Origin of the sequence: Streptococcus sp. HMSC072G04, assembly GCF_001813295.1 — a bacterium.
Classification (GTDB): Bacteria; Bacillota; Bacilli; order Lactobacillales; family Streptococcaceae; genus Streptococcus.
Window position 1 is genome coordinate 95,835 of sequence record NZ_KV812036.1, and the last position, 25,446, is coordinate 121,280.

Below are 25,446 nucleotides of genomic sequence, written 5' to 3' on the forward strand. Positions count from 1 at the left end.
GACTGTATTGCCTACTGTCTATCTATAAAATATATTTTATTGGAGGCTTTTACTCAAATGGCAAAAGAAAAATACGATCGTAGTAAACCGCACGTTAACATCGGTACAATCGGACACGTTGACCACGGTAAAACTACCCTAACTGCAGCAATCACAACTGTTTTGGCACGTCGCTTGCCTTCATCAGTTAACCAACCTAAAGACTATGCGTCTATCGATGCTGCTCCAGAAGAACGCGAACGCGGTATCACCATCAACACTGCACACGTTGAGTACGAAACTGCTAAACGTCACTACGCTCACATCGACGCTCCAGGACACGCGGACTACGTTAAAAACATGATCACTGGTGCCGCTCAAATGGACGGAGCTATCCTTGTAGTAGCTTCAACTGACGGACCAATGCCACAAACACGTGAACACATCCTTCTTTCACGTCAGGTTGGTGTTAAACACTTGATCGTCTTCATGAACAAAGTTGACTTGGTTGACGATGAAGAATTGCTTGAATTGGTTGAAATGGAAATCCGTGACCTTCTTTCAGAATACGATTTCCCAGGTGATGACCTTCCAGTTATCCAAGGTTCAGCTCTTAAAGCTCTTGAAGGTGACTCTAAATATGAAGACATCATCATGGAATTGATGGATACTGTTGATGAGTACATCCCAGAACCAGAACGCGATACTGACAAACCATTGCTTCTTCCAGTCGAAGACGTATTCTCAATCACTGGACGTGGTACAGTTGCTTCAGGACGTATCGACCGTGGTGTTGTTCGTGTCAACGACGAAATCGAAATCGTTGGTATCAAAGACGAAATCCAAAAAGCAGTTGTTACTGGTGTTGAAATGTTCCGTAAACAACTTGATGAAGGTCTTGCAGGGGATAACGTTGGTGTGCTTCTTCGTGGTATCCAACGTGATGAAATCGAACGTGGACAAGTTATCGCTAAACCAGGTTCAATCAACCCACACACTAAATTCAAAGGTGAAGTTTACATCCTTACTAAAGAAGAAGGTGGACGTCATACTCCATTCTTCAACAACTACCGTCCACAGTTCTACTTCCGTACAACTGACGTAACTGGATCTATCGAACTTCCAGCTGGAACTGAAATGGTAATGCCTGGTGATAACGTGACTATCGACGTTGAGTTGATCCACCCAATCGCCGTTGAACAAGGTACTACATTCTCAATCCGTGAAGGTGGACGTACTGTTGGTTCAGGTATGGTTACTGAAATCGAAGCTTAATTCGATCTAGTTCCCAGATTAACAATTATATAGACAGACAGAAAACCCCGTGAAGACGGGGTTTTTATTTTGGTAAAAAGTAAAATGAGCTTGTGCAACCTTTCATTATGACGAAAATTATGGTAAAATAGATAGTATAAAATTAGAAAAAAGAGGTATGTGAAATGTCACGTAAACCATTTATCGCTGGTAACTGGAAAATGAACAAAAATCCAGAAGAAGCAAAAGCATTCGTTGAAGCTGTAGCATCAAAACTTCCTTCAGCTGACCTTGTTGAAGCTGGTATCGCAGTTCCTGCAGTTGACTTGACAACTGTTCTTGCTGCTGCTAAAGGTTCAAACCTTAAAGTTGCTGCCCAAAACACTTACTTTGAAAATGCCGGTGCCTTCACTGGTGAAACTAGCCCACAAGTTTTGAAAGAAATCGGTACTGACTACGTTGTTATCGGTCACTCAGAACGTCGTGACTACTTCCATGAAACTGATGAAGATATCAACAAAAAAGCAAAAGCAATCTTTGCGAACGGTATGCTTCCAATCATCTGTTGTGGTGAAAGCCTTGAAACTTACGAAGCTGGTAAAGCAGCAGAATTCGTAGGAGCTCAAGTTTCAGCTGCTCTTGCTGGATTGACTGCAGAACAAGTCGCTTCAACAGTTATCGCATACGAACCAATCTGGGCGATCGGTACTGGTAAATCAGCTTCACAAGACGACGCACAAAAAATGTGTAAAGTTGTTCGTGACGTTGTAGCTGCTGACTTTGGTCAAGAAGTGGCTGACAAAGTACGTGTTCAATACGGTGGTTCAGTGAAACCTGAAAACGTTGCTGAATACATGGCTTGTCCAGACGTTGACGGAGCTCTTGTTGGTGGTGCATCACTTGATCCAGAAAGCTTCTTGGCATTGCTTGACTTCGTTAAATAATGACATCTAAAAGGCGAGAGGGTTCTCGTCTTTTTTTATACTAGAAAAGACCAGCTTCAGAGCTGGTCTTTTGAGTTAGGAACGTCCTAATAGTTTCTTAATGAGAGAAATCAGTTTGTATTTCAGAGGACTTGGGTAATAACGGAAGGTCCCCATCTTACGGACGATGTAGCCATTGAAATTCTGTTTGAAACGAAGCACACCATCTGACCCGTCAAAGATTCCTTGAATACCAAGGAAGTTATATCTTGGGATACCACGTTTGATGGTTTCAAGCATCATATATTCTTGGAGAACAGCAGGAGCATAGAACTTATTAAATTCTGTATAAGAGCCACTGAATAAATAGGTGGATTCTTGTGGCATATAGACGAAGAGACTACCTGCAAGAATGACGTCTTGATCTCCATATTTTTCAATATATTCTTTTGCGTCCTTCTTTCTCACCTCAAAGGTATCAAACTGGCTAGAGAATTCACGAAGTTGATTTTGTTTTTTCTCTGAATTGGGGTTGACTTCAAGATCCTTCTGTAATTTCTCAATCTTCTGTGCTAGTTTTCCTTGGTCTTTTTCAAGATTCGTGTAGTATTGGTGGAAGTTCAGCGTTGCGATCATGAAATCTGCTTTGTCGCCAAAACTGTCATAGAAAGTTTGGTAATAATCCAAGGTCTTATCCTGATAGTCGCGACGGTCACTGGTAGAAGAAGTAATATCCTTAAAGAGTTGCAGTTCATCTCGGTTTAATCGTTTCAGTTCAATACCGAAAGATTTGGCTTTTTTGACTAGTGGCTTTCCTTTTTTACTGAAGCTCTTGAGAAGATTTTTTTCGGTGATGCCCTCCATATCTTTCACATAATGCCAATCACCTTCTCCACCTGGATAACCTGTTGTTAAACCATCATGCTGATAGCCCAAGTTTTTAAGGGTATCCATAAAATGAGTTTGCTCTTCACTGGTTGGATTGCCGTCACTGTCAAAGGTTTGATAGGTATCATAGGGCTTGATAACGAGTTCAATAGCCCCATTTTCTTTCGCATAGTCTTTTAAAGCTGCATAGAAGGGTTCTAGCATAGCCTTCTCTTGGTAAAGGGGGCCAGAATTGATTTCCATATGGAGACCACCTGTCATAGGAAGACTGTACAAGATTGCTGCCACTTGGACTTGATTTTCTTGTTTCCAAGTGATAAATTGGACCGTGTTTCCTCGCTTTTCAAGCAGATCTGCCATTTCAGCAGACTGGATAAAAGAGCGATGGGAGACAGTATTTGCAAATGAGGTAAATTCTTCTTTTGAAATTGTCGTAAGAGTCATGTAACTTATTTACTCCTTAATTTTTTCCGGATCTTGTAGACTTTGTTTACAAGTGGATAAAGTGGACTGGTTGGGAGGTTGAATTCCCCAACAAATTCTTCAATGACAGGATTAAATTTAGATTTGAAATGATAGAGACCACCATCAAGTGAATTTTCAATGCCCCCCATATTCTGCCAAGAAGCACCACGGTCGAAAGCGTGTTGGGCAGTTTCATACCAAGTGAGGATAGCAGGTTGGTAACGGCGGAATTCTTCATCCATCCCTGCATAAACATTTTCAGACGTCCCACCGAATTCAAGGGTTAAGGTCCCAGATAAAGGAACGACTTGTCTACCTGCTTGGAGATGCTGCTCAAGAAATTGCAGTTCTTCCTCTATCCGCTCTTTTTCTTTTTGGTTATTCTCAACCTTGCCAGGCTTTGTTTTTTCTGTGAATTTTTCAGCCTCTGCCTTGTTTTTTTCAAGATCTTTTGTAAGGGAGGTTTTCCGTTTCTCGAGATCTAGCGTAGACAAAGTAATGTAGGCTTGTCCTTGGTAGGTTGTGAGTAGTTTTTCGTAGTAGTCTTTTCCACGTAAATGAATGCTTTTACGAGCTTCAGTCTTTTTCATGAGAGAAGCAAAGTCCCCTAGCATTTCAGTCCCACCAAATTGGACTTGGATCCCTTTGTTTCGAGCAGTTCGGATGGCTTGTCGAGTAGATTTTGAAAGATCTTGCTCGGTGAAAAACTCTTTGTGGATATTCGCTTGAAAGCGTGGTTGGATATTTTCTGTCATATCACTGGTTCGGCCAGTCCATTCAACCCCTTCTTTAGTTAAGGTGTCGATCACCGATTGCACAGCAGGAGCTTCCGTCTGTTCTTGTCCAATCAAGTGTTTACTCAAGAAAAGACTTGGATCAAATTTCACAAACAAAGCCTTGTATTGTTTGGCAATTTTTTTAAGGGACTGGATCACAAATGAAACCAGCTCTTTGTTTTGGTAATCCATGATCGGGCCTCGAGGAATGTAGAGCATGGAAAAGCCAAGTGGTAGGGGTTGAATCAAGATGCTTGCAACAGCGACTAATTGGTCTTCTTGATAAAAACCAACCCGTTCATTTCCCCAATTATCTTTGATTTTTGCCCATGAGCTGCTTTGTAAGAGATTGGTTTGATCACTCTGAATAACAAAGTCATCATGCTCACTAGCAGAAATTCCTAGCTGGTAATGGTACATTTCTTATAATACCCACTTTCTAATGGCGTATGCAACGCCAGATTCATCATTTGATTTGGTAATAGTTGTAGCAATTTTTTTAAGAGCTGGATTGCCATTCTCCATAACGACAGCATGTCCCACGACTTCTAGCATGGAACGGTCATTTTCCTCATCTCCGATGGCCATGGTTTCTTCTTGCTGGATTCCAAGTCGTTCAGCTAGATGAAGAACAGCTGCTCCCTTATTGGTTGTTTTCCCTAGAATTTCTAAATAAAAAGGAGCTGATTTGACCATAGTGAAGCGGTCCGTGAATTCTTTAGGGATTTTTGCAATCGCAGCATCTAGAATGTCTGGTTCATCGATATACATGGCCTTGACAAATTCTTTCTCACGAAGTTCTTCAGGCGTCCGGTAATAAAGGGGCATATTGACCAGTTGAGATTCATGAATGGTGTAGCGTCCAATATCTCGATTGCTGGTATAGATGCCATCTTTTGTAATGGCATGAGAGTGGATTTGGAGTTTGTTAGCAAGAGACTCGATATCGAGATAGTCCTCATAATGTAAAAGGTCTTTGATGAGTTCTTTTCCGGTAGCGGTTTCTTGCACCAGACCGCCATTAAAGGTAATGACATAGTCTCCAGGATCCATCAAATGGAGTTCTTTTAAAAGTTTTGAGACCCCTGCGATAGGACGACCGGTTGTGATAACGATTTTAACGCCTGCGGTTTTAGCGTCTTGAATGGCTTCAAATACGGAAGGTGTGATCTCTTTTTTTGAATTGAGAAGTGTACCGTCGATATCGATCGCCACTAATTTAATGGACATCCGTCTCTCCTGTAAAATAATCATTGGTGATATAGGAAGTGAATTCCTCTACCTGCTTACTGAAAAGTCCATTAACCTCCAGCATTTCTTTGGGGAAATAGAAGCGGTTGTCCCCATAGCGAGTTCCTGCTAAAGCAGCGACGAGTGGAGACAACTGAGACAATTCAGCGAGACTCCCATCTTTTCGGATCATCTCGATCTGGGTCCGCGGTTTTTCAAGCTCTGGTCGATAAATATCGTAGGGCAGGTCAAAATTTTGATGAATAGCTGTGTAGTAGGTTGGATTAAACCCAACCTCTTTAATCAGTTTTTCAAGGATTGCTAAGTCTTTTCGCTTATCTTCTGTAAATAGAATCGATTTAAAGACTTTCCGATTAATATAGCGCTGAGCAAGATCGGACAAGATGGTATCCGGACTATCCATCCAGACTTGGAAATAGGTATTCATCACACCGTCATCTAGATTTAAGTAGTCTTGGATAGTGACTTCTTCTTCAAAAAATGGAATCAAGCGAGGTGAAGTCAGTTGAAAATACTCTTTCTGATCTGGATAAATGGTTCTAGCGCGCTTGAGTAGATTTTGAAGGAGGACTTCCATGGCACGAGTAGCCGGGTGGAAGTAGACCTGCATATACATTTGGTAACGGCTGACCACGTAATCCTCGACAGCATGCATGCCATTTTGTTGGAAGGCAATGCCATTTTCAATCGGTCGAATGACGCGCAAAATACGGGTCAAGTCAAATTTTCCATAGGAAGCACCCGTAAAGTAGGCATCCCGCAGTAAATAATCCATCCGGTCCACATCAATTTGACTAGAAATCAATTGCACCACTTGTTTATTGGGGTAGGTGTGATCAATGACGCTGGCTACACGATTTGGGAAATCAGGTGCTACCTGTAAGAGGATCTGATTGACCTCCGTCTCTGGACTGGTGATGATCAGCTGGGTCATTTTTTCATGATCGGAACCAAACAGTCCTTCAAAGGTATGGGAATAGGCACCATGTCCAATGTCATGAAGAAGAGCGGCTGTCATGGTCAGTAAGTTTTCATCAGAATTCCATTGCTCTGCATACTTTTCCTCAAAAATAGACAGAATGCGTCTTGAAATTTCATAGGCGCCAAGACAGTGAGAAAAACGACTATGCTCCCCACCGTGGAAGGTAAAACCAGATGTCCCCAGTTGTTTGATGCGGCGTAGTCGTTGAAATTCTTTACTATTAATTAATTGATAAATGATGGGATGATCCACATGAACGTAATCATGCACGGGATCGCGAAAGACTTTTTCATTCATGGGTCTATTATAGCAAAAAAAAGCCTATTTTGCGATCTAGAGGCTAATAGGGGCAGTCAAAATGCGTAAAATTTGATAGAATAGTAAGGCAAGAAAAGAAGAGAAGGAGACAAAGATGCAGATTCGCATTCAAAATACCATTCGATTTGGAGAAGAAATGGAAATCGTTGATCAGTACTATCAAGGTGAATGGAAGGAAAAAGCAGGTTTTCAATATCTCTTGTATACCAATGAAGAAGATGAAAAGGTTGCTTTGAAATTTTCCAAAGATGAATTGGTCATGACACGATTCTCAAGTCCTAAATCCATCATGCGTTTCTACAAAAATGAAGATGGTGGGGCAATCATCCCAACTCCGATGGGCATTCAGCAGTTCTTGATTACAACAGATCTCTTTCAATTAGAAGCAGGTCATTTGCAAATCTCTTATCGCTTGTTAACTCTCGATGGAGAACAGGAATTCGCCAATTATCAATTACTGGTGGAATGGGAAGAATAATCCTCATTAAATTATTCGAGATCCCGCTTGCTTTATTCTATAAAAATGGTATAATAAAACCACTCAAGGGAGTAGCTGGCGGTTTTCCGCGATAGTGTCGTCATTACGAAATTATTTCCGGCACTATATTAAACGGCGAGACTTGTTTTTTCAAACAGGTCTCTTTTTTGTGCAAAAGAGACCTAGTAGAAAGCTATAAGGAGGAAATTATTTTGTCAAAAGAACAAAATAAAGCTTTGTTTTATACACAGAGTAAAGAAGAAGTTCTAAAGGAATTGGACTCTTCAATTGAAGGCTTGTCAACTGCTCAAGCTCAAGAACGTTTAGCGACTTATGGTCATAATGAACTGGACGAAGGTGAAAAACGTAGCTTCTTGTCTAAGTTTATCGATCAGTTTAAAGATTTGATGATCATCATCTTGTTGATCGCCGCAGCTCTCTCTGTGATCACAGAAGGAATGGACGGCCTTACAGATGCCATGATCATCTTAGCCGTTGTTGTTTTGAACGCAGCCTTTGGTGTCTACCAAGAAGGACAAGCCGAAGCAGCTATCGAAGCACTGAAAAACATGTCTAGTCCATTAGCGCGTGTCCGCCGTGATGGTCACGTGATTGAAATTGATTCCAAAGAATTGGTCCCAGGGGATATCGTTCTTCTGGAAGCTGGAGATGTGGTTCCTGCTGATATGCGCTTGTTGGAAGCAGCTTCTCTTAAGATCGAAGAAGCAGCTCTTACAGGGGAATCGGTTCCAGTTGAAAAAGATGTAACTGGCCTTGTTGAGGCAGATGCTGGTATCGGAGACCGTGTCAATATGGGGTACCAAAACTCGAACGTAACCTATGGTCGTGGTACTGGGGTTGTGACCAACACAGGTATGTATACAGAGGTTGGTAAGATTGCAGATATGTTGGCCAATGCCGATGAAACGGAAACACCGTTGAAGCAAAGTTTGGAACAACTCTCTAAAGCCTTGACTTACCTCATTGTAGCCATTGCTGCAGTGACTTTCCTTGTTGGTGTCTTCGTTCGTGGGGAACATCCATTGGAAGGCTTGATGGTAGCTGTTGCCCTTGCGGTTGCGGCCATTCCAGAAGGACTTCCTGCCATTGTAACCATCGTTCTTTCTTTGGGAACAACAACCCTTGCCAAACGCAATTCGATTGTTCGTAAATTGCCAGCCGTTGAAACACTTGGTTCAACAGAAATCATTGCATCTGATAAAACAGGTACTTTGACCATGAACCAAATGACGGTTGAAAAAGTCTATACCAACGGTCAATTACAAAGCTCAGCAACCGAAATTGGAGCAAACAACAATACGCTTCGCATCATGAACTTTGCCAATGATACCAAGGTAGATCCATCTGGCAAGTTGATTGGGGACCCAACAGAGACTGCTTTGGTACAGTTTGGTTTGGACCACAACTTTGATGTTCGTGAAGTCTTGAAGAATGAGCCACGTGTGGCAGAATTGCCATTTGACTCAGATCGTAAGTTCATGTCTACCATTCACAAAGAAGCAGACGGTTCTTACTTTATCGCTGTTAAGGGGGCTCCTGACCAATTGCTCAAACGTGTGACGCGTATTGAAGTCAATGGGGAAGTTCGCCCTATCACGGATGAAGATAAGAAAGCTATCCTTGCTACCAACAAAGACTTGGCTAAACAAGCCCTTCGTGTCTTGATGATGGCTTATAAGACAAGCAACGAAATTCCAACCTTGGAATCTGAAATCGTTGAGTCTGACCTGATCTTCTCTGGTTTGGTCGGCATGATTGACCCTGAACGTCCAGAAGCTGCAGAAGCTGTTCGTGTCGCTAAGGAAGCGGGTATCCGTCCGATCATGATCACGGGTGACCACCAAGATACAGCAGAAGCGATTGCCAAACGTCTGGGAATCATCGATCCAAATGACACCGAAGACCATGTCTTCACAGGGGCTGAGTTGAATGAACTCTCTGACGAAGAATTCCAAAAAGTCTTCAAGCAATATTCTGTCTATGCGCGTGTATCACCTGAACACAAGGTTCGGATCGTGAAAGCTTGGCAAAATGAAGGAAAAGTTGTTGCCATGACAGGGGATGGGGTCAACGATGCACCATCACTTAAGACAGCTGATATCGGTATCGGTATGGGGATTACAGGTACAGAAGTTTCTAAGGGAGCTTCAGATATGGTCCTTGCAGATGATAACTTTGCAACCATTATCGTAGCGGTAGAAGAAGGACGTAAGGTCTTCTCAAATATCCAAAAATCTATCCAATACCTCTTGTCTGCCAATATGGCTGAGGTCTTCACCATCTTCTTTGCAACCCTCTTTGGATGGGATGTTCTTCAACCAGTACATCTTCTCTGGATTAACCTGGTTACCGATACTCTTCCAGCCATCGCTCTTGGTGTGGAACCAGCTGAGCCAGGTGTCATGAGCCACAAACCTCGTGGACGTAAATCTAACTTCTTTGACGGTGGGGTCTTCGGAGCTATTCTTTATCAAGGTATCTTCCAAACCATGCTGGTTCTTGGTGTTTATGGCTGGGCTTTGCTCTCTCCAGAACATGCGACTCGTGCCGAAATCCATGCAGACGCTTTGACCATGGCATTTGCAACTCTTGGTTTGATCCAATTGCTCCATGCCTTTAACGTTAAATCGGTTTACCAATCGATCTTTAAAGTGGGACTCTTCAAGAACAAGACCTTTAACTGGTCGATTCCAGTTGCCTTTGTTCTCTTGATGGCGACCATCATTGTCCCTGGATTTAACAAACTCTTCCATGTCTCTCATTTGAGTTTGACACAATGGTTAGCAGTTATGATTGGTTCGCTCTTGATTGTTGTTCTCGTTGAGATTGTTAAAGCCGTTCAACGTGCACTTGGAAAAGATAAAAACGCCATTTAAACATAAAAAAAGTCATCTTTGGATGGCTTTTTTTGCGGGCAAAATAGACTGGGCATATTTCTTGAGGTACGTGTGGATTTTTGATAAACTAGTCAACAGTTTGAAGAAAGGAAACTTAGTTATGAAAAAGTTTTTTGCTGAAGTAATCGGCACATTTATGCTTGTCTTTATCGGGACTGGCGCAGTTGTTTTTGGAAATGGGACAGAAGGTCTGGGACATTTAGGAATTGCCTTGGCATTCGGTTTATCCATTGTTGCAGCAGCTTACTCAATTGGGACTGTTTCTGGTGCCCACTTGAACCCGGCTGTTTCGATTGCCATGTTTGTGAACAAACGCTTGTCTTCAAAGGACTTGGTTAATTATATTGCAGCGCAAGTAGTGGGTGCGGTTCTCGCGTCTGCAACAGTTCTCTTCCTCTTGTCAAATTCAGGTATGTCAACAGCTAGTCTTGGTGAAAATGCCTTGGCTAAAGGAGTGACTCCATTTGGCGGTTTCTTGTTTGAAGTGATTGCGTCCTTTATCTTTATCTTAGTCATCATGACAGTGACATCAGCTAGCAAAGGTAATGGGAAGATCGCTGGTCTTGTGATCGGTTTGAGCTTGACTTTGATTATTCTTGTTGGTTTGAACATTACAGGACTTTCTGTTAACCCAGCTCGTAGCTTGGCGCCTGCCCTCTTTGTTGGTGGTGCGGCTCTTCAACAAATTTGGATCTTTATCTTGGCTCCAATCGTTGGCGGTGTCTTGGCAGCTCTTGTTGCAAAAAATCTCTTGGATACAGAAGAGTAAAAAATTGGTTCCGAAGGAACCAATTTTTTTATAGTTTAAGGATCGTCATGGCTTGAGAAAATTCATGAGCGAGCTGTTTTTTCTTGTATGCTTTAAATTCGGGGAGGTCTTTGATTCTGCGATAGCGTTTGTAGGGATCGTATCGTTTTGGAAAATCATATTCAGGAAAAGCTTCGAAAAATTGCTTGCAGAGCTCCCATTCTCGGACATAGCCTAAAGGTCTGGCATGATAGGTGATGGTGTCAATCGTTGTTGCTGGCATTCGGTGGTGGCTATGGCCAAAAATCACCTCTCTGACAGGATATTGTCTAAACAGTTCATGAAAGGCTTGGCTCCCTAGAAAAGCATTAAAGCGTTCAAAATAAGGATGGCGTAGGAGAAACTGACTATGAGGAACAAAGTGCATAGCGATGATCAAGGGTTGATCCACTTGCATGAGTTCTGTTTCGAGCTCTCGCAACAGACGTTGGGTAATGGCTGGATCAGATCCCATTCGTTGGAGGCGTCTGTCAAACCAAAATAGATTTTTGGTTTGGAGATGTTTTTGGGGAGAGATAGTAGGAACAAAGCTGTAGTCGTACCAGCCCGAAAAAGCAAAAAGCGTATGATTGGAGAAGGGAATCTTTTGAAATTCAAAAGGTCTCATGGCTTCTTCTGATAGGCCCAGCATATCATGATTTCCCAAGCTAAAGGTTACAGGAAGGTGACATTGAAGTTGGTCTAAAAATTCCTGCGACGTCTTTTCAAAGCCGTTGGCAATATCTCCTGCAATATGGAGATGTTGAATTTTTTTGTCCTTGAAAAGAGTGATCAGGGTCTCTAATTCTTCTTTGCCGAAGTTGTTCGAATCAATATGTAAATCGGACATAAAAGCTACTGTTGTCATGCTACCAGTCTAGCATAAGAGCATCTTTTTTTCTAACAATTAGGTTACAAATGAATAGAAAAAATGCTGAAAATTAGCTGGATTAGCAATGGTCAACCAGCAGATTCAATATTGGAAGGTGGGCAAATAGTGAAGGTTATGATATAATAGACTAGATACATAGAAAGAGGTACTTATGGACATTTCAGAAATTCGTCAAAAAATTGATGCAAATCGTGAAAAATTAGCTTCTTTCAGGGGGTCTCTTTGACTTAGAGGCATTGGAAGAAGAAATTGCCATTTTAGAAAATAAAATGACAGAACCTGATTTTTGGGATGATAACATTGCTGCGCAAAAAACATCTCAAGAATTAAATGAACTCAAGCAGACCTATGAAAATTTCCATCAAATGGTGGATCTATTTGATGAGTCAGAAATCTTACTGGACTTTTTGGCAGAAGACGATTCGGTCAAAGAAGAATTGATCGAGAAGTTGGAGGAGCTGGATAAACGTATGACCAGCTATGAGATGACCTTGCTATTGTCTGAACCCTATGACAATAATAATGCCATCCTAGAAATCCACCCAGGTTCAGGAGGGACAGAGGCTCAGGACTGGGGCGACATGCTTCTTCGGATGTATACTCGTTTTGGAAATGCTCACGGCTTTAAAGTTGAAGTCTTGGACTATCAGGCTGGAGATGAGGCTGGGATCAAGTCTGTGACTCTATCCTTTGAAGGGCCACATGCATATGGTCTTCTGAAATCTGAAATGGGGGTACACCGTTTGGTTCGGATCTCTCCATTTGACTCCGCTAAACGTCGTCATACCTCCTTTACATCTGTTGAGGTCATGCCCGAATTAGACGATACCATCGAAGTCGAAGTTCGTGATGATGATATCAAGATGGACACCTTCCGCTCTGGTGGAGCTGGTGGACAAAACGTCAACAAGGTTTCTACAGGGGTGCGCTTGACCCACATTCCGACAGGGATTGTAGTGGCGTCCACCGTGGATCGGACCCAATACGGGAACCGTGATCGTGCGATGAAGATGTTGCAAGCTAAACTCTACCAATTAGAGCAAGAGAAAAAAGCAGCAGAAGTGGATTCTCTAAAAGGGGATAAAAAAGAAATCACCTGGGGAAGTCAAATCCGCTCCTATGTTTTTACCCCTTATACCATGGTTAAGGATCACCGGACCAACTACGAAGTAGCGCAGGTGGACAAGGTGATGGATGGAGATATCGATGGCTTTATCGATGCCTACCTTAAATGGCGTCTCCAATAACCTTGAGGGAAACAACCAGAAAAGAATGAAAGGAATTTCATTACATGTCAATGATTGAAATGAAAGATGTTGTCAAAAAGTATGACAACGGGACGACGGCCCTTCGCGGGGTCTCTGTCCAAATTGAACCAGGAGAATTTGCCTACATCGTAGGACCTTCTGGTGCAGGGAAGTCGACCTTTATTCGACTTTTATACCGTGAAGTTAAACACGATAAAGGAAGCTTAAAAGTGGCTGATTTTGATTTGGATAAAATCAAAAAACGCGATATTCCTATGTTGCGACGCAATGTGGGAGTGGTCTTCCAAGATTATAAATTGCTTCCAAAGAAAACCGTTTATGAAAATATTGCCTACGCTATGCAAGTTATCGGTGAGCGCCGTCGCAATATTAAAAAGCGTGTGATGGAAGTTTTGGATCTTGTCGGATTGAAACACAAGGTCCGCTCATTCCCGAATGAATTGTCCGGTGGGGAGCAACAACGGATTGCGATTGCTCGTGCGATCGTCAATAATCCGAAAGTCTTGATTGCGGATGAGCCAACGGGGAACTTGGACCCAGATAATTCATGGGAAATCATGAATCTTTTGGAGCGGATTAATCTGCAAGGGACCACAGTATTGATGGCGACCCACAATAGCCAGATTGTAAATACTTTACGTCACCGTGTCATCGCGATTGAAAATGGTCGTGTAGTGCGTGATGAAGCGGAAGGAGAGTACGGATACGATGATTAGAAGATTTTTCCGACACTTAATCGAATCGCTTAAAAGCTTGAAACGAAATGGTTGGATGACGATTGCAGCGGTCAGCTCGGTTATGATTACCCTTAGCTTGGTTGCTATTTTCGCCTCAGTTATTGCCAATACCATCAAGCTTTCAGATGATATTCAAAACAGTGTGCGGGTTGTAGTATACATGCGCAAGGATATTCAAGATCAGAGCGAGCAGATTGAAAAAGACGGTCAAACCGTGACCAATGAGAACTACCATAAGGTCTACGATGCTCTGACAGCCATGAAGCATGTCGACAAGGTTGATTTTTCTAGCAAGGAAGAACAGTATGATAAACTGATCAAAACGGCTGGGAACAACTGGAAGATTTTTGATGGAGATGCCAATCCTCTCTATGATGCTTATTATGTAGAGACAACAGCTCCTAAATATGTAAAGCAAGTTTCGGCTGATGCCAAAAAAATTGAAGGAGTTTCTGAGGTTAAAGATGGTGGGGTCGATACCCAACGCTTGTTTGCTCTTGGAACCTTCATCCGAAACTGGGGCTTGATTGGTGTAGCTTTATTGATCTTCATCGCAGTCTTCTTGATTTCAAATACCATTCGGATTACCATCATTTCACGTAGTCGTGAGATTAAGATTATGCGACTGGTAGGAGCAAAAAATGGCTATATTCGTGCACCATTCCTTTTAGAAGGTGCTTGGATCGGTCTCTTGGGAGCCTTGGTTCCTTCAGCTTTGGTCTTCTATGTTTATAATGTTGTCTATACATCTATGAACAATAACTTGGCAGACCAAAACTTGTATCTCTATAGTCCTCATCTCTTGGTACCGATCATGGTCGGTGGCCTCTTTGGATTAGGAATTTTGATTGGGGCGATTGGTTCTTCAATCTCCATGAGACGTTTTCTTAAGATATAATAAAAAAGCAAGTTCGCACTTGCTTTTTTTGTCTACTTTTATGAGGACAGGAAGGATGATAAGGACTCTTTAGGATTGTCTAAAGAAGGGATTGAACATCTTCTCGTGACCAATAGAAGTCTCAGGGCCATGACCGGGATAGACAGTGTAGGAAGATGGAAGGGTAAAGAGTTCTTCTCTGATACTGCTAAGCAACTGTGTCGCGTTCCCTGTTGGAAGATCGGTCCGTCCAATGGTTTCGCGAAAAAGGGTGTCACCGGATAGAACCAGGTGATCCTCGGGAAAGACGATAGAGACTCCTCCTGCAGAGTGGCCTGGTGTCTCCAGAACATAAAAGTGGAAATCAGCTATTTGGTAATCGGAGCGAATGTCATAAAGGAAGTCGGCCTCCTTGCATACAACATCTTCTAAATCCGCATGACCATCCAAACCAGATAAATTATCGACTGGAGAAGACAACCAACTGGCTTCTGCTGAATGGACATAAACAGGTGGGAAATGATAGGTCTGACGAACCTTTTCAAGACTCATAATGTGATCATAATGCGTATGGGTTAAAAGAATCGCTACGATTGGTTTACCGATGCGATCAATTTGTTTTTGAATAGTTGCCCAGTCGCTACCTGGATCGACAAGAATGAGGGAGTGGTCATTTTCAAGGTAGTAGGTGTTTTCATAAGCTACAGGATTAACGGTACGATAGATTTTCATAAGGACTCCTTTCTAGAATAGTGTATCAAATTGCGAGGAAAATAACAGGATTGAAGTCAGCATGAAAGGAGAAAAAAATCTGCAGAGCTTGCTCAAACGTGATATAATTTTAAGTATTATGACAAGACAGAAACGGAAATATGCCATTGTGGATCTGGAAGCGACCAGTGCTGGAAGCAATGCTAAGATCATTCAGGTTGGGATTGTCATCATCGAAGATGGGAGGATTACGCAATCCTATGAGACGGATGTGAATCCCCATGAACGATTGGATGAGCATATCAAACAATTGACTGGCCTGACAGATGCTCGCTTGAAAAAAGCACCAGAGTTTGCACAAGTGGCAAAAGAAATTTTTGAATTAATAGAAGATGCCGTCTTTGTGGCCCATAATGTCAAATTTGATGCGAATTTATTAGCAGAAGCCCTCTTTTGGGAAGGATTTGAGCTAACGACTCCTCGGATTGATACGGTTGAATTGTCTCAAATTTTCTATCCGACTTTAGAACGCTACAATTTAGGAGCGCTTGCGGCTGAACTGGAAATTGAGTTGCACCATGCTCACTCCGCTCTAGCGGATGCTATGGCAACAGCCCAGCTGCTGTTGAAATTGAGAGAGAAAATTGCGAGCTTGCCAAGAGGATTGATCGAAAAACTTCTTTCGATGGCAGATTGTTTGATTTATGAATCACGACTCTTAATAGAAGATGCGCTTGAAGACAGTAGCCTTTTTTTACCAGCTCATTTAGTAGAAGTTCATGGTCTCTATCTGCGAAAGCCACAGCAGTTTTTAGAAAGTCGGCATTTATCTGAACAGTTTGAACTCAATATGCAGCTGTTGGGAATGGAAGCTTATCCGGAACAAAGAGAATTTGTTGCCTATATCGAGGATAGTTTGCAACAGCCACTTCCGAGTTTTATTGAAGCGCCAACGGGTATTGGGAAGACCTACGCCTATCTATTAACGCTTTTGGCGAAAACTTCCAAGCGCATTCTTGTCAGTGTTCCCACTAAAATTCTTCAGGATCAAATTATGAAGAAGGAAGGAAAGACCATCCAAGATCTTTTCCAAATTCCCTTTCATAGTCTGAAAAGTCCCAAGGATTACATCCAACTTGATAAATTTTATGAGGCCTTACAGAGTGAGTCAGATAATGGGATGATTCGACGCTTTAAAATGCAACTGTTGGTTTGGCTGACAATGACAGAAACGGGAGAATTCAGTGAAATTGGCCAACTCTATCGTCATCTTCATTTTGTAGCTGACATTTGCCACGATGGCCAATTGTCGAAGCGTTCGCTTTTTTATCAGGAAGATTTTTGGCGTCTTGGCCAGGAAAAAGTGAAAACCAGCCGAGTAATTCTGACCAATCATGCCTATCTGTTAACCCGTCTAGAAGATGATAAGAGTCTACTTCAAGAATCTGTTCTGGTAGTGGATGAAGCGCAAAAACTCTTCTTTGCTTTAGAGCAGTTTTCACAGAGAGAAGAAACCTTGCAATCTCTTCTTCTAGGCTTGCAACACGCCATCGAAGAGGAAAAAGATCTTCTGCAACGGCGTTTGCTGGAAAGTATTCAATTTGAATTAAATGCATGCTCTAAGGAAGTTGTACAAGGAAAAACAGCGATCTTATCAGATCAAACAGTGGCAAAAATTCGACAGGATGTATCAGAATTAAAAAACGAATCTTTAGAGAATCTAAGGGAATTGTTTGATGAGCGATACCAGATTTTTTGGATGGACAAGGAAGTGGTCGAAAGCCACCAGATTCTTCGTCTCCATGGAGGAGTTGAGGACTTGCTATCCTTTAAGGAGTTTGTGCCTGAAGAAGTACCCGTGCTCTTTGTATCAGCGACGATCGCGATCAGTAAAAAGGTGCATTTACCTGCCCTTTTGGGATACCAAGAGCAGCAGATCTACCGGGTGCCAATAGCAGTCAAACAACACCAGGAATTGTTGGTGCCGATAGATTTTCCAGATGTCGTTTCTTTATCTTCCGTGGAGTATGCAGGAGAGATTTGTCAGCTCATCGATGAACTCCTTCCTCTAAGAAAACCAATTTTTCTTTTGTTTACCTCAAAAGAATTGTTACTGGAGACGTCAAACGCCTTGAAGTTTCCTCATTTGGCCCAGTATCGAAATGGCGATGCAGCTAATATTAAGCGACGATTTGACCGAGGAGAAAGCTCTATTTTATTGGGAACAGGAAGCTTCTGGGAGGGAGTCGATTTTTCCCAACAAAAAGAAGTGATTCAAATCATCACGCGCCTTCCTTTTGATAATCCTAAAGATTATATGGTTCAAAAGCTGAATACCCAACTCAGAGAACAGGGGAAAAATCCCTTTTATGACTATAGCCTTCCAGTCGCAATTTTAAGGCTCAAACAGGCTATTGGGAGAACCAGCCGTTTTCAAGACCAGGAATCGTTGGTCCTCTTATTGGATCAGCGAGTTGTGACCAAACGATATGGAAAACAAATTTTAGATGGTTTACAGCAAGTGTTGCCCCTTCATACGACAGTGAGAGAGCGGCTTGTTGAGCAAGCAGCGGCCTTTTTTGAAAGGAATTGAGAGAATGAAAAATAAAGGATTTGGACTTGCAATTGCATTTGTACTGGCTCTTTGCGCCATGTTTTTGGGAACTTTCTTTCCCATCATTGGCTCCAGTGTCTTTGCTTTGATTTTAGGAATTGTCCTCAATGAATTAGTAGATTTGCCGGAGAATTCACGACCAGGACTGAACTGGTCCGGTAAGAAATTATTGCAGTATTCGATTATCTTCATGGGATTTAGCTTGCCGATTGCGACGGTTGCCTCTACAGGCTTGTCTTCTTTGAAGATTAGTCTGCCAACGATAACAGTTGCCTTTCTTGCAGCGATGATCTTTGGGAAAGTCTTCCATCTGAAATCTCACCTACGGACCTTAATTGGATTTGGAACGGCTATTTGTGGTGGATCAGCTATCGCAGCAGCTGCTCCGATCATTGAAGCAGACGAAGAGGAAATTGCCTTATCTATGTCAACTATCTTCTTCTTCAACATTCTGGCTGTCTTTATCTTTCCAGTATTAGGGCATGTATGGCATATGTCTAATTTTCAATTTGGCCTCTGGTCAGGAACAGCTATTAACGATACGTCATCAGTTGTAGCAGCAGCGTTTTCTTATAGTAAGGCGGCGGGGGAAATGGCGACCATTGTTAAGTTGACACGCGCCCTGATGATTGTACCAGTTTGTTTGGGCTTGATCGGTTTAAAATGGTATCGGAGCAAGCAACAAGGAAGAAACAAAGGAATGTTAAAGAAAATTATTCCTTGGTTCATCATCTGGTTTATTGTGGCTTCTATTCTTTCATCTATCGGTTTGGTACCTAAAGTGGTTCTTCCTTACCTAAAGGACCTTTCTCACCTCTTTATGGCCATGGCCTTGGTCGGAATCGGAAGCAAGGTTTCTTGGAAACAGTTCCGTGCAGCAGGAGCAGCCCCCCTTCTAGTAGGTTTGATTGCTTGGTTTTGTGTAGCAGGATCTAGCTTGATTCTACAAATGTTGTTCTATTAATTGATTTGATGATTCTCACAGAAAGGAACGTGAATGAAGAAACATCATTTTTGGACGATTCACCTGGATTATTCGATCATTGGGATTGTCTTCGCCCTTCTCATGATTGGGATTTTATCTGTTTATGTAGCAGTTTCTCATGACTATCCCCAAATGGTGTGGCCTTTTTTAGGGCAGCAATTAGCCTGGATTGGTGTGGGATGTGTCATTTGCCTGATTGTGACGATTTTTAGCACGAAATTTCTTTGGAAAATCACTCCCTTTCTTTACCTGCTTGGCCTGGCCTTGATGGTTCTTCCCCTTGTTTTTTATAATCCCAACTTGGTAGCTTCAACAGGAGCTAAAAACTGGGTGGCTTATGGGAACATCACCTTGTTTCAGCCCTCAGAATTTATGAAGATCCCCTTCATCCTGATGCTGTCACGCTCTATTGTCCGATTTTTGCAAAGAAATAAGGGGCGTGAGCGATTATTACGACAAGATTGGTTTTTGATTCTAGAGTTGACCATCTATACGATTCCGGTCTTTGCCTTATTGGCTCTCCAGCAGGACTTGGGAACGGCCTTAGTATTCTTGGCCATCTTTGCGGGCTTAGTGCTCGTTTCAGGAGTTTCCTGGAAAATTATCTTGCCGGTCATCTTGCTTCTAGCAGGTGGGCTAGCAGGCTTTCTCTTCCTCTTTCTTTCAGAAGGGGGACGGGCTTTTCTGCACCAACAATTAGGGATGCCAACCTATCAGATGAACCGTATTTTAGCCTGGTTAAATCCTTTTGACTATGCACAAACCACCACCTACCAGCAGGCGCAAGGACAGCTAGCCATTGCAAGTGGTGGCCTCTTTGGGCAAGGCTTTAATGTCTCCAATTTATTGGTTCCCGTACGGGAAAGCGATATGATTTTTACGGTCGTAGCAGAAGACTTTGGATTTGTTGGAGCTCTTGTGCTGTTGATTTTATATGTGTCCCTGATTTACCGCATTTTAAAAATTACCCTCCAGTCCAATAACCAATTTTATACCTATATTTCCATTGGATTTATTATGATGCTGGTTTTTCACATTTTTGAAAATATCGGAGCAGTAACGGGTCTTCTCCCTTTGACGGGGATTCCCCTCCCCTTTATCTCACAAGGTGGGTCCTCTATTATTAGTAATCTGATTGGTATTGGTCTGGTCCTCTCAATATATAATCATAGTAGCAAAAAGAAAGAGCCAGAAGAAGTGCCTCCAATCCGTAAAAAAGTAGTTCTTAAAAAGGCGCAATAGATAGAAAGAAGGAATGAAAATGAAAAAAGTAGCAACGATTTTAGCAAACGGTTTTGAAGAAATTGAAGCCTTGACCATTGTCGATGTTTTGAGACGGGCTGGGATCGACTGTGACCTCGTTGGGATGGAAGAAACGGTCACAGGTTCTCACCAGATCACAGTGGAAGTCGACCGCCTCTGGAATGGGGACTTGTCAGATTATGATGGAATCTTCTTACCAGGTGGGATGCCAGGAGCTGCGAATTTGCGGGATAATCCGGAATTGATTGCAGCTCTCCAAGAAGAAAGTAGAAAAGGAAAAATCATTTCTGCGATTTGTGCAGCACCAATTGTCTTGGCACGTGCCGGCCTCTTAAAAGATAAACACTATACGTGTTACGATGGTTTTGAAGAGGAGATTCAAGATGGGCACTATCAGAAAGAAACAGTGGTGAAAGACGGGAATCTCTTGACCAGTCGTGGTCCTTCAACTGCGCTTGCCTTAGCCTATGCCTTGGTAGAACAATTTGGAGGAGATGCCCAAAGTCTTCGTCAAGGAATGCTCTATCAAGATGTCTTTGGAGATGCTTAAAAGAGCTCTTTTGGACACCATTTTTTCTGCTGAAAGATCACATTCTATGACGGGAAATGACTTCTCTATGATTTAAAATGAAATGACCGTAAAAAATGGCTAAAATCCCCCCTAAATGAGGGTTTTAGCTTATTTTTTTTGTCCATTTGTGGTATAATATTGACTATGAATTATCATGATTTTATATGGGATCTTGGTGGGACGCTATTGGATAATTACGAAACGTCCACAAATGCCTTTGTAGCGACATTGAAGGACTTTCACATCCAAGCCGATCATGATTCTGTTTATGCAGCATTAAAAATCTCAACACAGGATGCAATTCAAACCTTTGCACCTCATATTTCCAATTTTCGTACGGAATACAAGAAAAAAGAAGCCTTGGGCTTGCAAGAGCCGGTCTTATTTGAGGGAGCAAAAGAGTTACTAGAAGAGATCCAAGCACATGGAGGACGCCATTTTTTGGTATCTCATCGGGATCGCCAAGTTTTGACCCTTCTTGATCAGACAGGCATTGCACCCTACTTTACGGAGATTGTAACAGCAGACGAGGGCTTTCCTCGAAAACCAGACCCAGCCTCTATGCTTTATTTGAAGGAAAAATATGGCATTCAAGACGGTCTGGTCATCGGAGATCGTCCGATCGATATAGAAGCTGGGAAGGCTGCAGGGCTTTCAACCTATTTATTTGATACTATGCCCCACTTACACCAGTTTATATTTGAATAGAAAAGGGAAATTATGACAGAGGATAAACAGCAAGAAATTCAAGCGCAAGAATATGATGCCAGTCAGATTCAGGTCTTGGAAGGACTAGAAGCCGTTCGGATGCGTCCGGGGATGTATATTGGCTCGACCTCAAAAGAAGGTCTTCATCATCTGGTCTGGGAAATCGTTGATAACTCGATCGACGAAGCTTTAGCGGGTTTTGCTAGCCATATTGAAGTTTTCATTGAAGCAGATAATTCGATCACGGTTGTCGATGATGGTCGTGGGATCCCAGTGGATATCCAAGAAAAGACAGGTCGACCTGCCGTTGAAACTGTCTTTACCGTGCTTCACGCGGGAGGAAAATTTGGCGGTGGCGGCTACAAGGTTTCTGGTGGTCTTCACGGGGTAGGATCATCCGTTGTGAATGCCCTCTCCACATCCCTCGATGTTCGCGTCTATAAAAATGGTAGTATCCATTACCAAGAGTATCGACGTGGACACGTTGTGGATGATTTGAAAGTCATCGGGGAGACAGATCGGACAGGGACAACCGTCCACTTTATTCCAGACCCAGAAATCTTCACGGAAACCACCGAGTATGATTTTGAAAAATTAAATAAACGGATTCAAGAATTAGCCTTTTTGAATCGTGGCTTGCGTATTTCTTTGACGGATAAGCGAGAAGGCCTGGAGCAAGAAAAGCATTACCACTACGAAGGTGGGATCTCTAGTTACGTCGAATACATCAATGAGAACAAAGATGTCATCTTTGAAAAACCAATTTACACAGATGGTGAAATGGATGATATTACAGTTGAAGTAGCTATGCAATATACCACAGGCTACCATGAGACGGTCATGAGTTTTGCGAATAACATTCATACCCATGAAGGTGGGACGCATGAACAGGGCTTCCGTACAGCTCTCACTCGTGTGATCAATGATTATGCTAAGAAAAATAAACTCTTAAAAGAAAACGAAGACAATTTAACTGGGGAAGATGTTCGAGAAGGCTTAACAGCAGTTATCTCGGTTAAACATCCAAATCCACAGTTTGAAGGACAAACCAAGACCAAACTTGGAAATTCAGAAGTTGTTAAGATTACCAATCGACTCTTTAGTGATGCCTTTTCTGATTTCCTTTTGGAAAATCCGCAAATTGCTAAGAAAATCGTCGAAAAAGGGATTTTAGCAGCGAAAGCTCGCGTGGCTGCTAAGCGAGCGCGTGAGGTGACCCGTAAGAAATCAGGGCTTGAGATTTCCAACCTACCTGGTAAATTGGCAGATTGTTCTTCAAATAATCCACAAGAAACAGAACTCTTTATCGTCGAAGGGGATTCAGCCGGTGGATCTGCAAAATCTGGTCGAAATCGGGAATTCCAAGCGATTCTCCCAATTCGTGGTAAGATCTTGAACGTTGAAAAAGCAAGTATGGACAAAATTCTAGCTAATGAAGAGATCCGTAGTTTATTTACTGCTATGGGAACTGGATTTGGTGCCGAATTTGATGTTACAAAAGCGCGTTATCAAAAATTAGTGATCATGACCGATGCCGATGTTGATGGCGCTCATATCCGAACCCTTCTGTTGACCTTGATCTATCGCTATATGAAACCAGTCTTAGAAGCGGGATATGTTTATATTGCGCAACCACCAATCTATGGGGTCAAAGTCGGTAGTGAAATCAAAGAATATATCCAACCTGGTGCCAACCAAGAAGCCGAATTAGCTGCAGCTTTGGAACGTTATTCAGAAGGTCGCTCAAAACCAACCATCCAACGCTATAAAGGTCTTGGAGAAATGGATGATCACCAATTATGGGAAACAACCATGAATCCAGAACACCGCTTGATGGCACGAGTATCAGTAGACGATGCTGCGGAAGCAGATAAGATCTTTGATATGTTGATGGGGGACCGCGTGGAACCACGTCGTGAATTTATCGAAGAAAACGCTGAATATAGTACACTCGATGTATAAAATTCACCGAACGCTTCCCATTAATGGATATTTTATGGTATAATTACTAGGATTACGTTCAAGTAATACGATGAAGGAGTTTTTATATGTCTAGTGGACTAATTGTTCTCATCTTTATTGTCGCCCTTATCTTGATTGTAGGATATGTGGTTGCAGTCATTTTGAGAAAACGAAATGAAGCCTTACTGGCAGCACTGGAAGAACGAAAAGAAAAGTTATACAACCTTCCGGTCAACGATGAAGTAGAGGCCGTAAAAAACATGCATTTGATTGGTCAAAGTCAAATTGCATTTCGTGAATGGAATCAAAAATGGGTAGATTTATCCTTAAATTCATTTGCTGATATAGAAAACAATCTGTTTGAAGCGGAAGGCTATAACAATTCTTTCCGTTTCATGAAGGCTAAACAAGCCATTGACAATATCGAAAGTCAGATCCAATTGATCGACGAAGATATCAAGGCGATTCGCAAAGCCCTTTCTGATCTGGAAGAGCAGGAACAAAAGAATAGCGGACGTGTGGTTCATGCCTTGGATATGTTTGAAGAACTTCAAAAAGAAGTCACTTCAGACCCAGATCGTTATGGCAGTGCGCTTCCTGAAATTGAAAAACAAATTGGAAATATTCAATCTGAGTTTTCACAATTTGTAACCTTGAATTCTTCAGGTGACCCTGTTGAAGCGGCTGAAATCCTTGATACAGCTGAAAATCATATTGTAGCCTTAAAACAAATTGTTGAGCGTGTGCCAGAAATTGTCACTGCTCTTCAAGAAAAACTTCCTGATCAATTAGAGGATTTGGAAAGTGGCTACCGCAAGCTTTTGGAATCTGGATACCACTTCACTGAAACAGATATTGAATCTCGTTTCCAACAGTTGCATGCTTCCTTGAAGAACAATATGGCAAATGTATCCGCACTTGAATTGGACAATGCCATTTACGAAAATGAACAAATTCAAGAAGAAATCGATGCCTTGTATCACATCTTTACCCGTGAAATTGAATCACAAAAAGTTGTGAAGAAGTTAGTGAAACAACTGCCTGGCTATTTGAAACATGCCAAAGATAACAATAGCAAGCTTGCGGCAGAAGTGGAACGTCTCGGTAAAACATTCGTCTTGAATGAAAGCTTCAGTCAACAGTTAAAAGAATTGGAAGCTGAGCTATCTTCACAAGAAAATGTGGTAGAAGATGCTTTGAAAGATTCATCTGAAACACAAAAGGCCTATTCTATCGTAGAAGAAGAGTTAGAAGCTATCGAAGCTCGCTTGAAAGAAATCGAAGATGAGCAAATTGGCTTAAGTGATTCCCTTTCAAAAATTGAAAAAGACGATGCCAATGCTCGCCAAAAAGTCAACATCTATGCCAATCGTTTGCATGCCATTAAACGCTATATGGACAAACGGAACTTGCCAGGAATTCCTCAAGAATTCTTAGAAATTTTCTTCACTGCAAGTAACAATACAGAAGCTTTGATGGATGAGTTGGAAGGGGATAAAATCAACATCGAATCAACCAATCGTTTGTTGGAAATCTTGACCAATGATATGAATGAATTGGAAGAAGCGGCGTATCGAATTGTTCAAAATGCGACATTGACAGAACAATTGTTGCAATACTCGAACCGTTACCGTTCATTTGATGATCATGTACAGGCAGCCTTTGATGAGTCCCTTTATATTTTCGAAAGAGAATATGACTATGCGGCTTCCTTCAAAGTCATCTCAGATGCTTTGGAAATGGTAGAAGCTGGTGTAACTGATCGCTTTGTTACTTCATATGAAAAAACCCGGGAGCAAATTCGCTTCTAATAATAGAAAAATGACCTTTTAGGAGGTC

At 42.0% G+C, this 25,446-nt stretch carries 21 protein-coding genes; 15 read left to right on the top strand and 6 right to left on the bottom strand.

Annotated elements, in window-relative coordinates; translation table 11 throughout:
• Positions 1 to 57 precede the first annotated feature (57 nt).
• Together tuf and tpiA are read left to right on the top strand one after the other, a co-directional pair.
• Positions 58 to 1,254 carry an elongation factor Tu gene (gene tuf, locus HMPREF2904_RS08435; protein ID WP_003008055.1) on the top strand — a complete coding sequence of 399 codons (1,197 nt, stop codon included), beginning with the start codon at positions 58 to 60 and terminating at the stop codon, positions 1,252 to 1,254.
• Between the two features lie 164 nt (positions 1,255 to 1,418).
• A complete protein-coding gene (gene tpiA, locus HMPREF2904_RS08440; protein WP_070661871.1) occupies positions 1,419 to 2,177 on the top strand; it encodes a triose-phosphate isomerase in 759 nt (252 codons plus the stop codon).
• Between the two features lie 75 nt (positions 2,178 to 2,252).
• Here tpiA and HMPREF2904_RS08445 read toward each other — a convergent pair whose 3' ends face one another.
• From HMPREF2904_RS08445 to HMPREF2904_RS08460, 4 genes are read right to left on the bottom strand one after another with little or no spacing between them, the layout of a single operon-like run.
• Positions 2,253 to 3,488 carry an aminoacyltransferase gene (locus tag HMPREF2904_RS08445; RefSeq protein WP_070661874.1) on the bottom strand — a complete coding sequence of 412 codons (1,236 nt, stop codon included), beginning with the start codon at positions 3,486 to 3,488 and terminating at the stop codon, positions 2,253 to 2,255.
• A 5-nt stretch (positions 3,489 to 3,493) separates the two neighbouring features.
• Positions 3,494 to 4,705, bottom strand: a complete 1,212-nt coding sequence (locus HMPREF2904_RS08450; protein ID WP_070661876.1) for an aminoacyltransferase — start codon at positions 4,703 to 4,705, stop codon at positions 3,494 to 3,496.
• Between the two features lie 3 nt (positions 4,706 to 4,708).
• Positions 4,709 to 5,515 carry a sugar-phosphatase gene (gene yidA / locus HMPREF2904_RS08455; protein WP_070661879.1) on the bottom strand — a complete coding sequence of 269 codons (807 nt, stop codon included), beginning with the start codon at positions 5,513 to 5,515 and terminating at the stop codon, positions 4,709 to 4,711.
• Positions 5,505 to 6,815 carry an HD domain-containing protein gene (locus HMPREF2904_RS08460; RefSeq protein ID WP_070661890.1) on the bottom strand — a complete coding sequence of 437 codons (1,311 nt, stop codon included), beginning with the start codon at positions 6,813 to 6,815 and terminating at the stop codon, positions 5,505 to 5,507. Before HMPREF2904_RS08460 ends, yidA begins: the two co-directional genes overlap by 11 nt.
• A 115-nt stretch (positions 6,816 to 6,930) precedes the next feature.
• Here HMPREF2904_RS08460 and HMPREF2904_RS08465 point away from each other — a divergent pair, with 115 nt between their 5' ends.
• The 3 genes from HMPREF2904_RS08465 (at position 6,931) to HMPREF2904_RS08475 (ending at position 11,001) form a co-directional block, all read left to right on the top strand.
• On the top strand, positions 6,931 to 7,314 hold the full coding sequence (locus HMPREF2904_RS08465; RefSeq protein WP_070661894.1) for a YwiB family protein: 384 nt from the start codon (positions 6,931 to 6,933) through the stop codon (positions 7,312 to 7,314).
• A 212-nt stretch (positions 7,315 to 7,526) separates the two neighbouring features.
• On the top strand, positions 7,527 to 10,211 hold the full coding sequence (locus HMPREF2904_RS08470; RefSeq protein WP_070661897.1) for a calcium-translocating P-type ATPase, PMCA-type: 2,685 nt from the start codon (positions 7,527 to 7,529) through the stop codon (positions 10,209 to 10,211).
• A 121-nt stretch (positions 10,212 to 10,332) separates the two neighbouring features.
• Positions 10,333 to 11,001, top strand: coding sequence for an MIP/aquaporin family protein (locus tag HMPREF2904_RS08475; RefSeq protein ID WP_070661901.1), 669 nt, complete (start codon positions 10,333 to 10,335; stop codon positions 10,999 to 11,001).
• A 28-nt stretch (positions 11,002 to 11,029) separates the two neighbouring features.
• Here the strand turns inward: HMPREF2904_RS08475 and HMPREF2904_RS08480 are convergent, their stop codons facing one another.
• Positions 11,030 to 11,887: a metallophosphoesterase gene (locus tag HMPREF2904_RS08480; RefSeq protein ID WP_070661903.1), complete on the bottom strand. Its 858-nt coding sequence runs from the start codon at positions 11,885 to 11,887 to the stop codon at positions 11,030 to 11,032.
• Between the two features lie 175 nt (positions 11,888 to 12,062).
• Between HMPREF2904_RS08480 and prfB the strand changes: the two genes are divergently transcribed.
• The 3 genes from prfB (at position 12,063) to ftsX (ending at position 14,814) form a co-directional block, all read left to right on the top strand.
• Positions 12,063 to 13,158, top strand: a protein-coding gene (gene prfB / locus HMPREF2904_RS08485; protein ID WP_100209015.1) for a peptide chain release factor 2 whose coding sequence is annotated in 2 segments (ribosomal slippage) — positions 12,063 to 12,134 and positions 12,136 to 13,158 — 1,095 coding nt in all. Because the reading frame shifts where the segments join, the coding sequence is not laid out codon by codon here.
• A 44-nt stretch (positions 13,159 to 13,202) separates the two neighbouring features.
• Positions 13,203 to 13,895, top strand: coding sequence for a cell division ATP-binding protein FtsE (gene ftsE, locus HMPREF2904_RS08490; protein WP_003008021.1), 693 nt, complete (start codon positions 13,203 to 13,205; stop codon positions 13,893 to 13,895).
• Entirely contained in the window at positions 13,888 to 14,814 is a 927-nt protein-coding gene (gene ftsX / locus HMPREF2904_RS08495; RefSeq protein ID WP_042759907.1) for a permease-like cell division protein FtsX, read from the top strand. The genes ftsE and ftsX overlap by 8 nt, the downstream gene beginning before the upstream one ends.
• 69 nt (positions 14,815 to 14,883) lie before the next feature.
• On the opposite strand, the gene HMPREF2904_RS08500 is transcribed toward ftsX, so the two are convergent.
• Positions 14,884 to 15,525, bottom strand: coding sequence for an MBL fold metallo-hydrolase (locus HMPREF2904_RS08500; RefSeq protein ID WP_070661906.1), 642 nt, complete (start codon positions 15,523 to 15,525; stop codon positions 14,884 to 14,886).
• Between the two features lie 118 nt (positions 15,526 to 15,643).
• Here HMPREF2904_RS08500 and HMPREF2904_RS08505 point away from each other — a divergent pair, with 118 nt between their 5' ends.
• The 7 genes from HMPREF2904_RS08505 (at position 15,644) to ezrA (ending at position 25,418) form a co-directional block, all read left to right on the top strand.
• Positions 15,644 to 18,097 (top strand): bifunctional DnaQ family exonuclease/ATP-dependent helicase, encoded by a 2,454-nt coding sequence (locus HMPREF2904_RS08505; protein ID WP_070662194.1) that lies wholly within the window; start codon positions 15,644 to 15,646, stop codon positions 18,095 to 18,097.
• Between the two features lie 4 nt (positions 18,098 to 18,101).
• Positions 18,102 to 19,082 carry a YeiH family protein gene (locus tag HMPREF2904_RS08510; protein WP_061590999.1) on the top strand — a complete coding sequence of 327 codons (981 nt, stop codon included), beginning with the start codon at positions 18,102 to 18,104 and terminating at the stop codon, positions 19,080 to 19,082.
• A 33-nt stretch (positions 19,083 to 19,115) separates the two neighbouring features.
• Positions 19,116 to 20,345, top strand: a complete 1,230-nt coding sequence (locus tag HMPREF2904_RS08515) for an FtsW/RodA/SpoVE family cell cycle protein (protein ID WP_070661909.1) — start codon at positions 19,116 to 19,118, stop codon at positions 20,343 to 20,345.
• A 19-nt stretch (positions 20,346 to 20,364) separates the two neighbouring features.
• The gene (locus HMPREF2904_RS08520) at positions 20,365 to 20,916 is read left to right on the top strand and encodes a DJ-1 family glyoxalase III (RefSeq protein ID WP_049486074.1); all 552 of its coding nucleotides are present in this window, start codon (positions 20,365 to 20,367) and stop codon (positions 20,914 to 20,916) included.
• Between the two features lie 165 nt (positions 20,917 to 21,081).
• On the top strand, positions 21,082 to 21,645 hold the full coding sequence (locus HMPREF2904_RS08525) for an HAD-IA family hydrolase (RefSeq protein WP_070661912.1): 564 nt from the start codon (positions 21,082 to 21,084) through the stop codon (positions 21,643 to 21,645).
• A 12-nt stretch (positions 21,646 to 21,657) separates the two neighbouring features.
• A complete protein-coding gene (gene gyrB / locus HMPREF2904_RS08530) occupies positions 21,658 to 23,607 on the top strand; it encodes a DNA topoisomerase (ATP-hydrolyzing) subunit B (protein WP_023918630.1) in 1,950 nt (649 codons plus the stop codon).
• 86 nt (positions 23,608 to 23,693) lie between these two features.
• Complete coding sequence (gene ezrA / locus HMPREF2904_RS08535) at positions 23,694 to 25,418, top strand: septation ring formation regulator EzrA (RefSeq protein WP_070661915.1); 1,725 nt, start codon at positions 23,694 to 23,696, stop codon at positions 25,416 to 25,418.
• Positions 25,419 to 25,446: the final 28 nt, after the last annotated feature.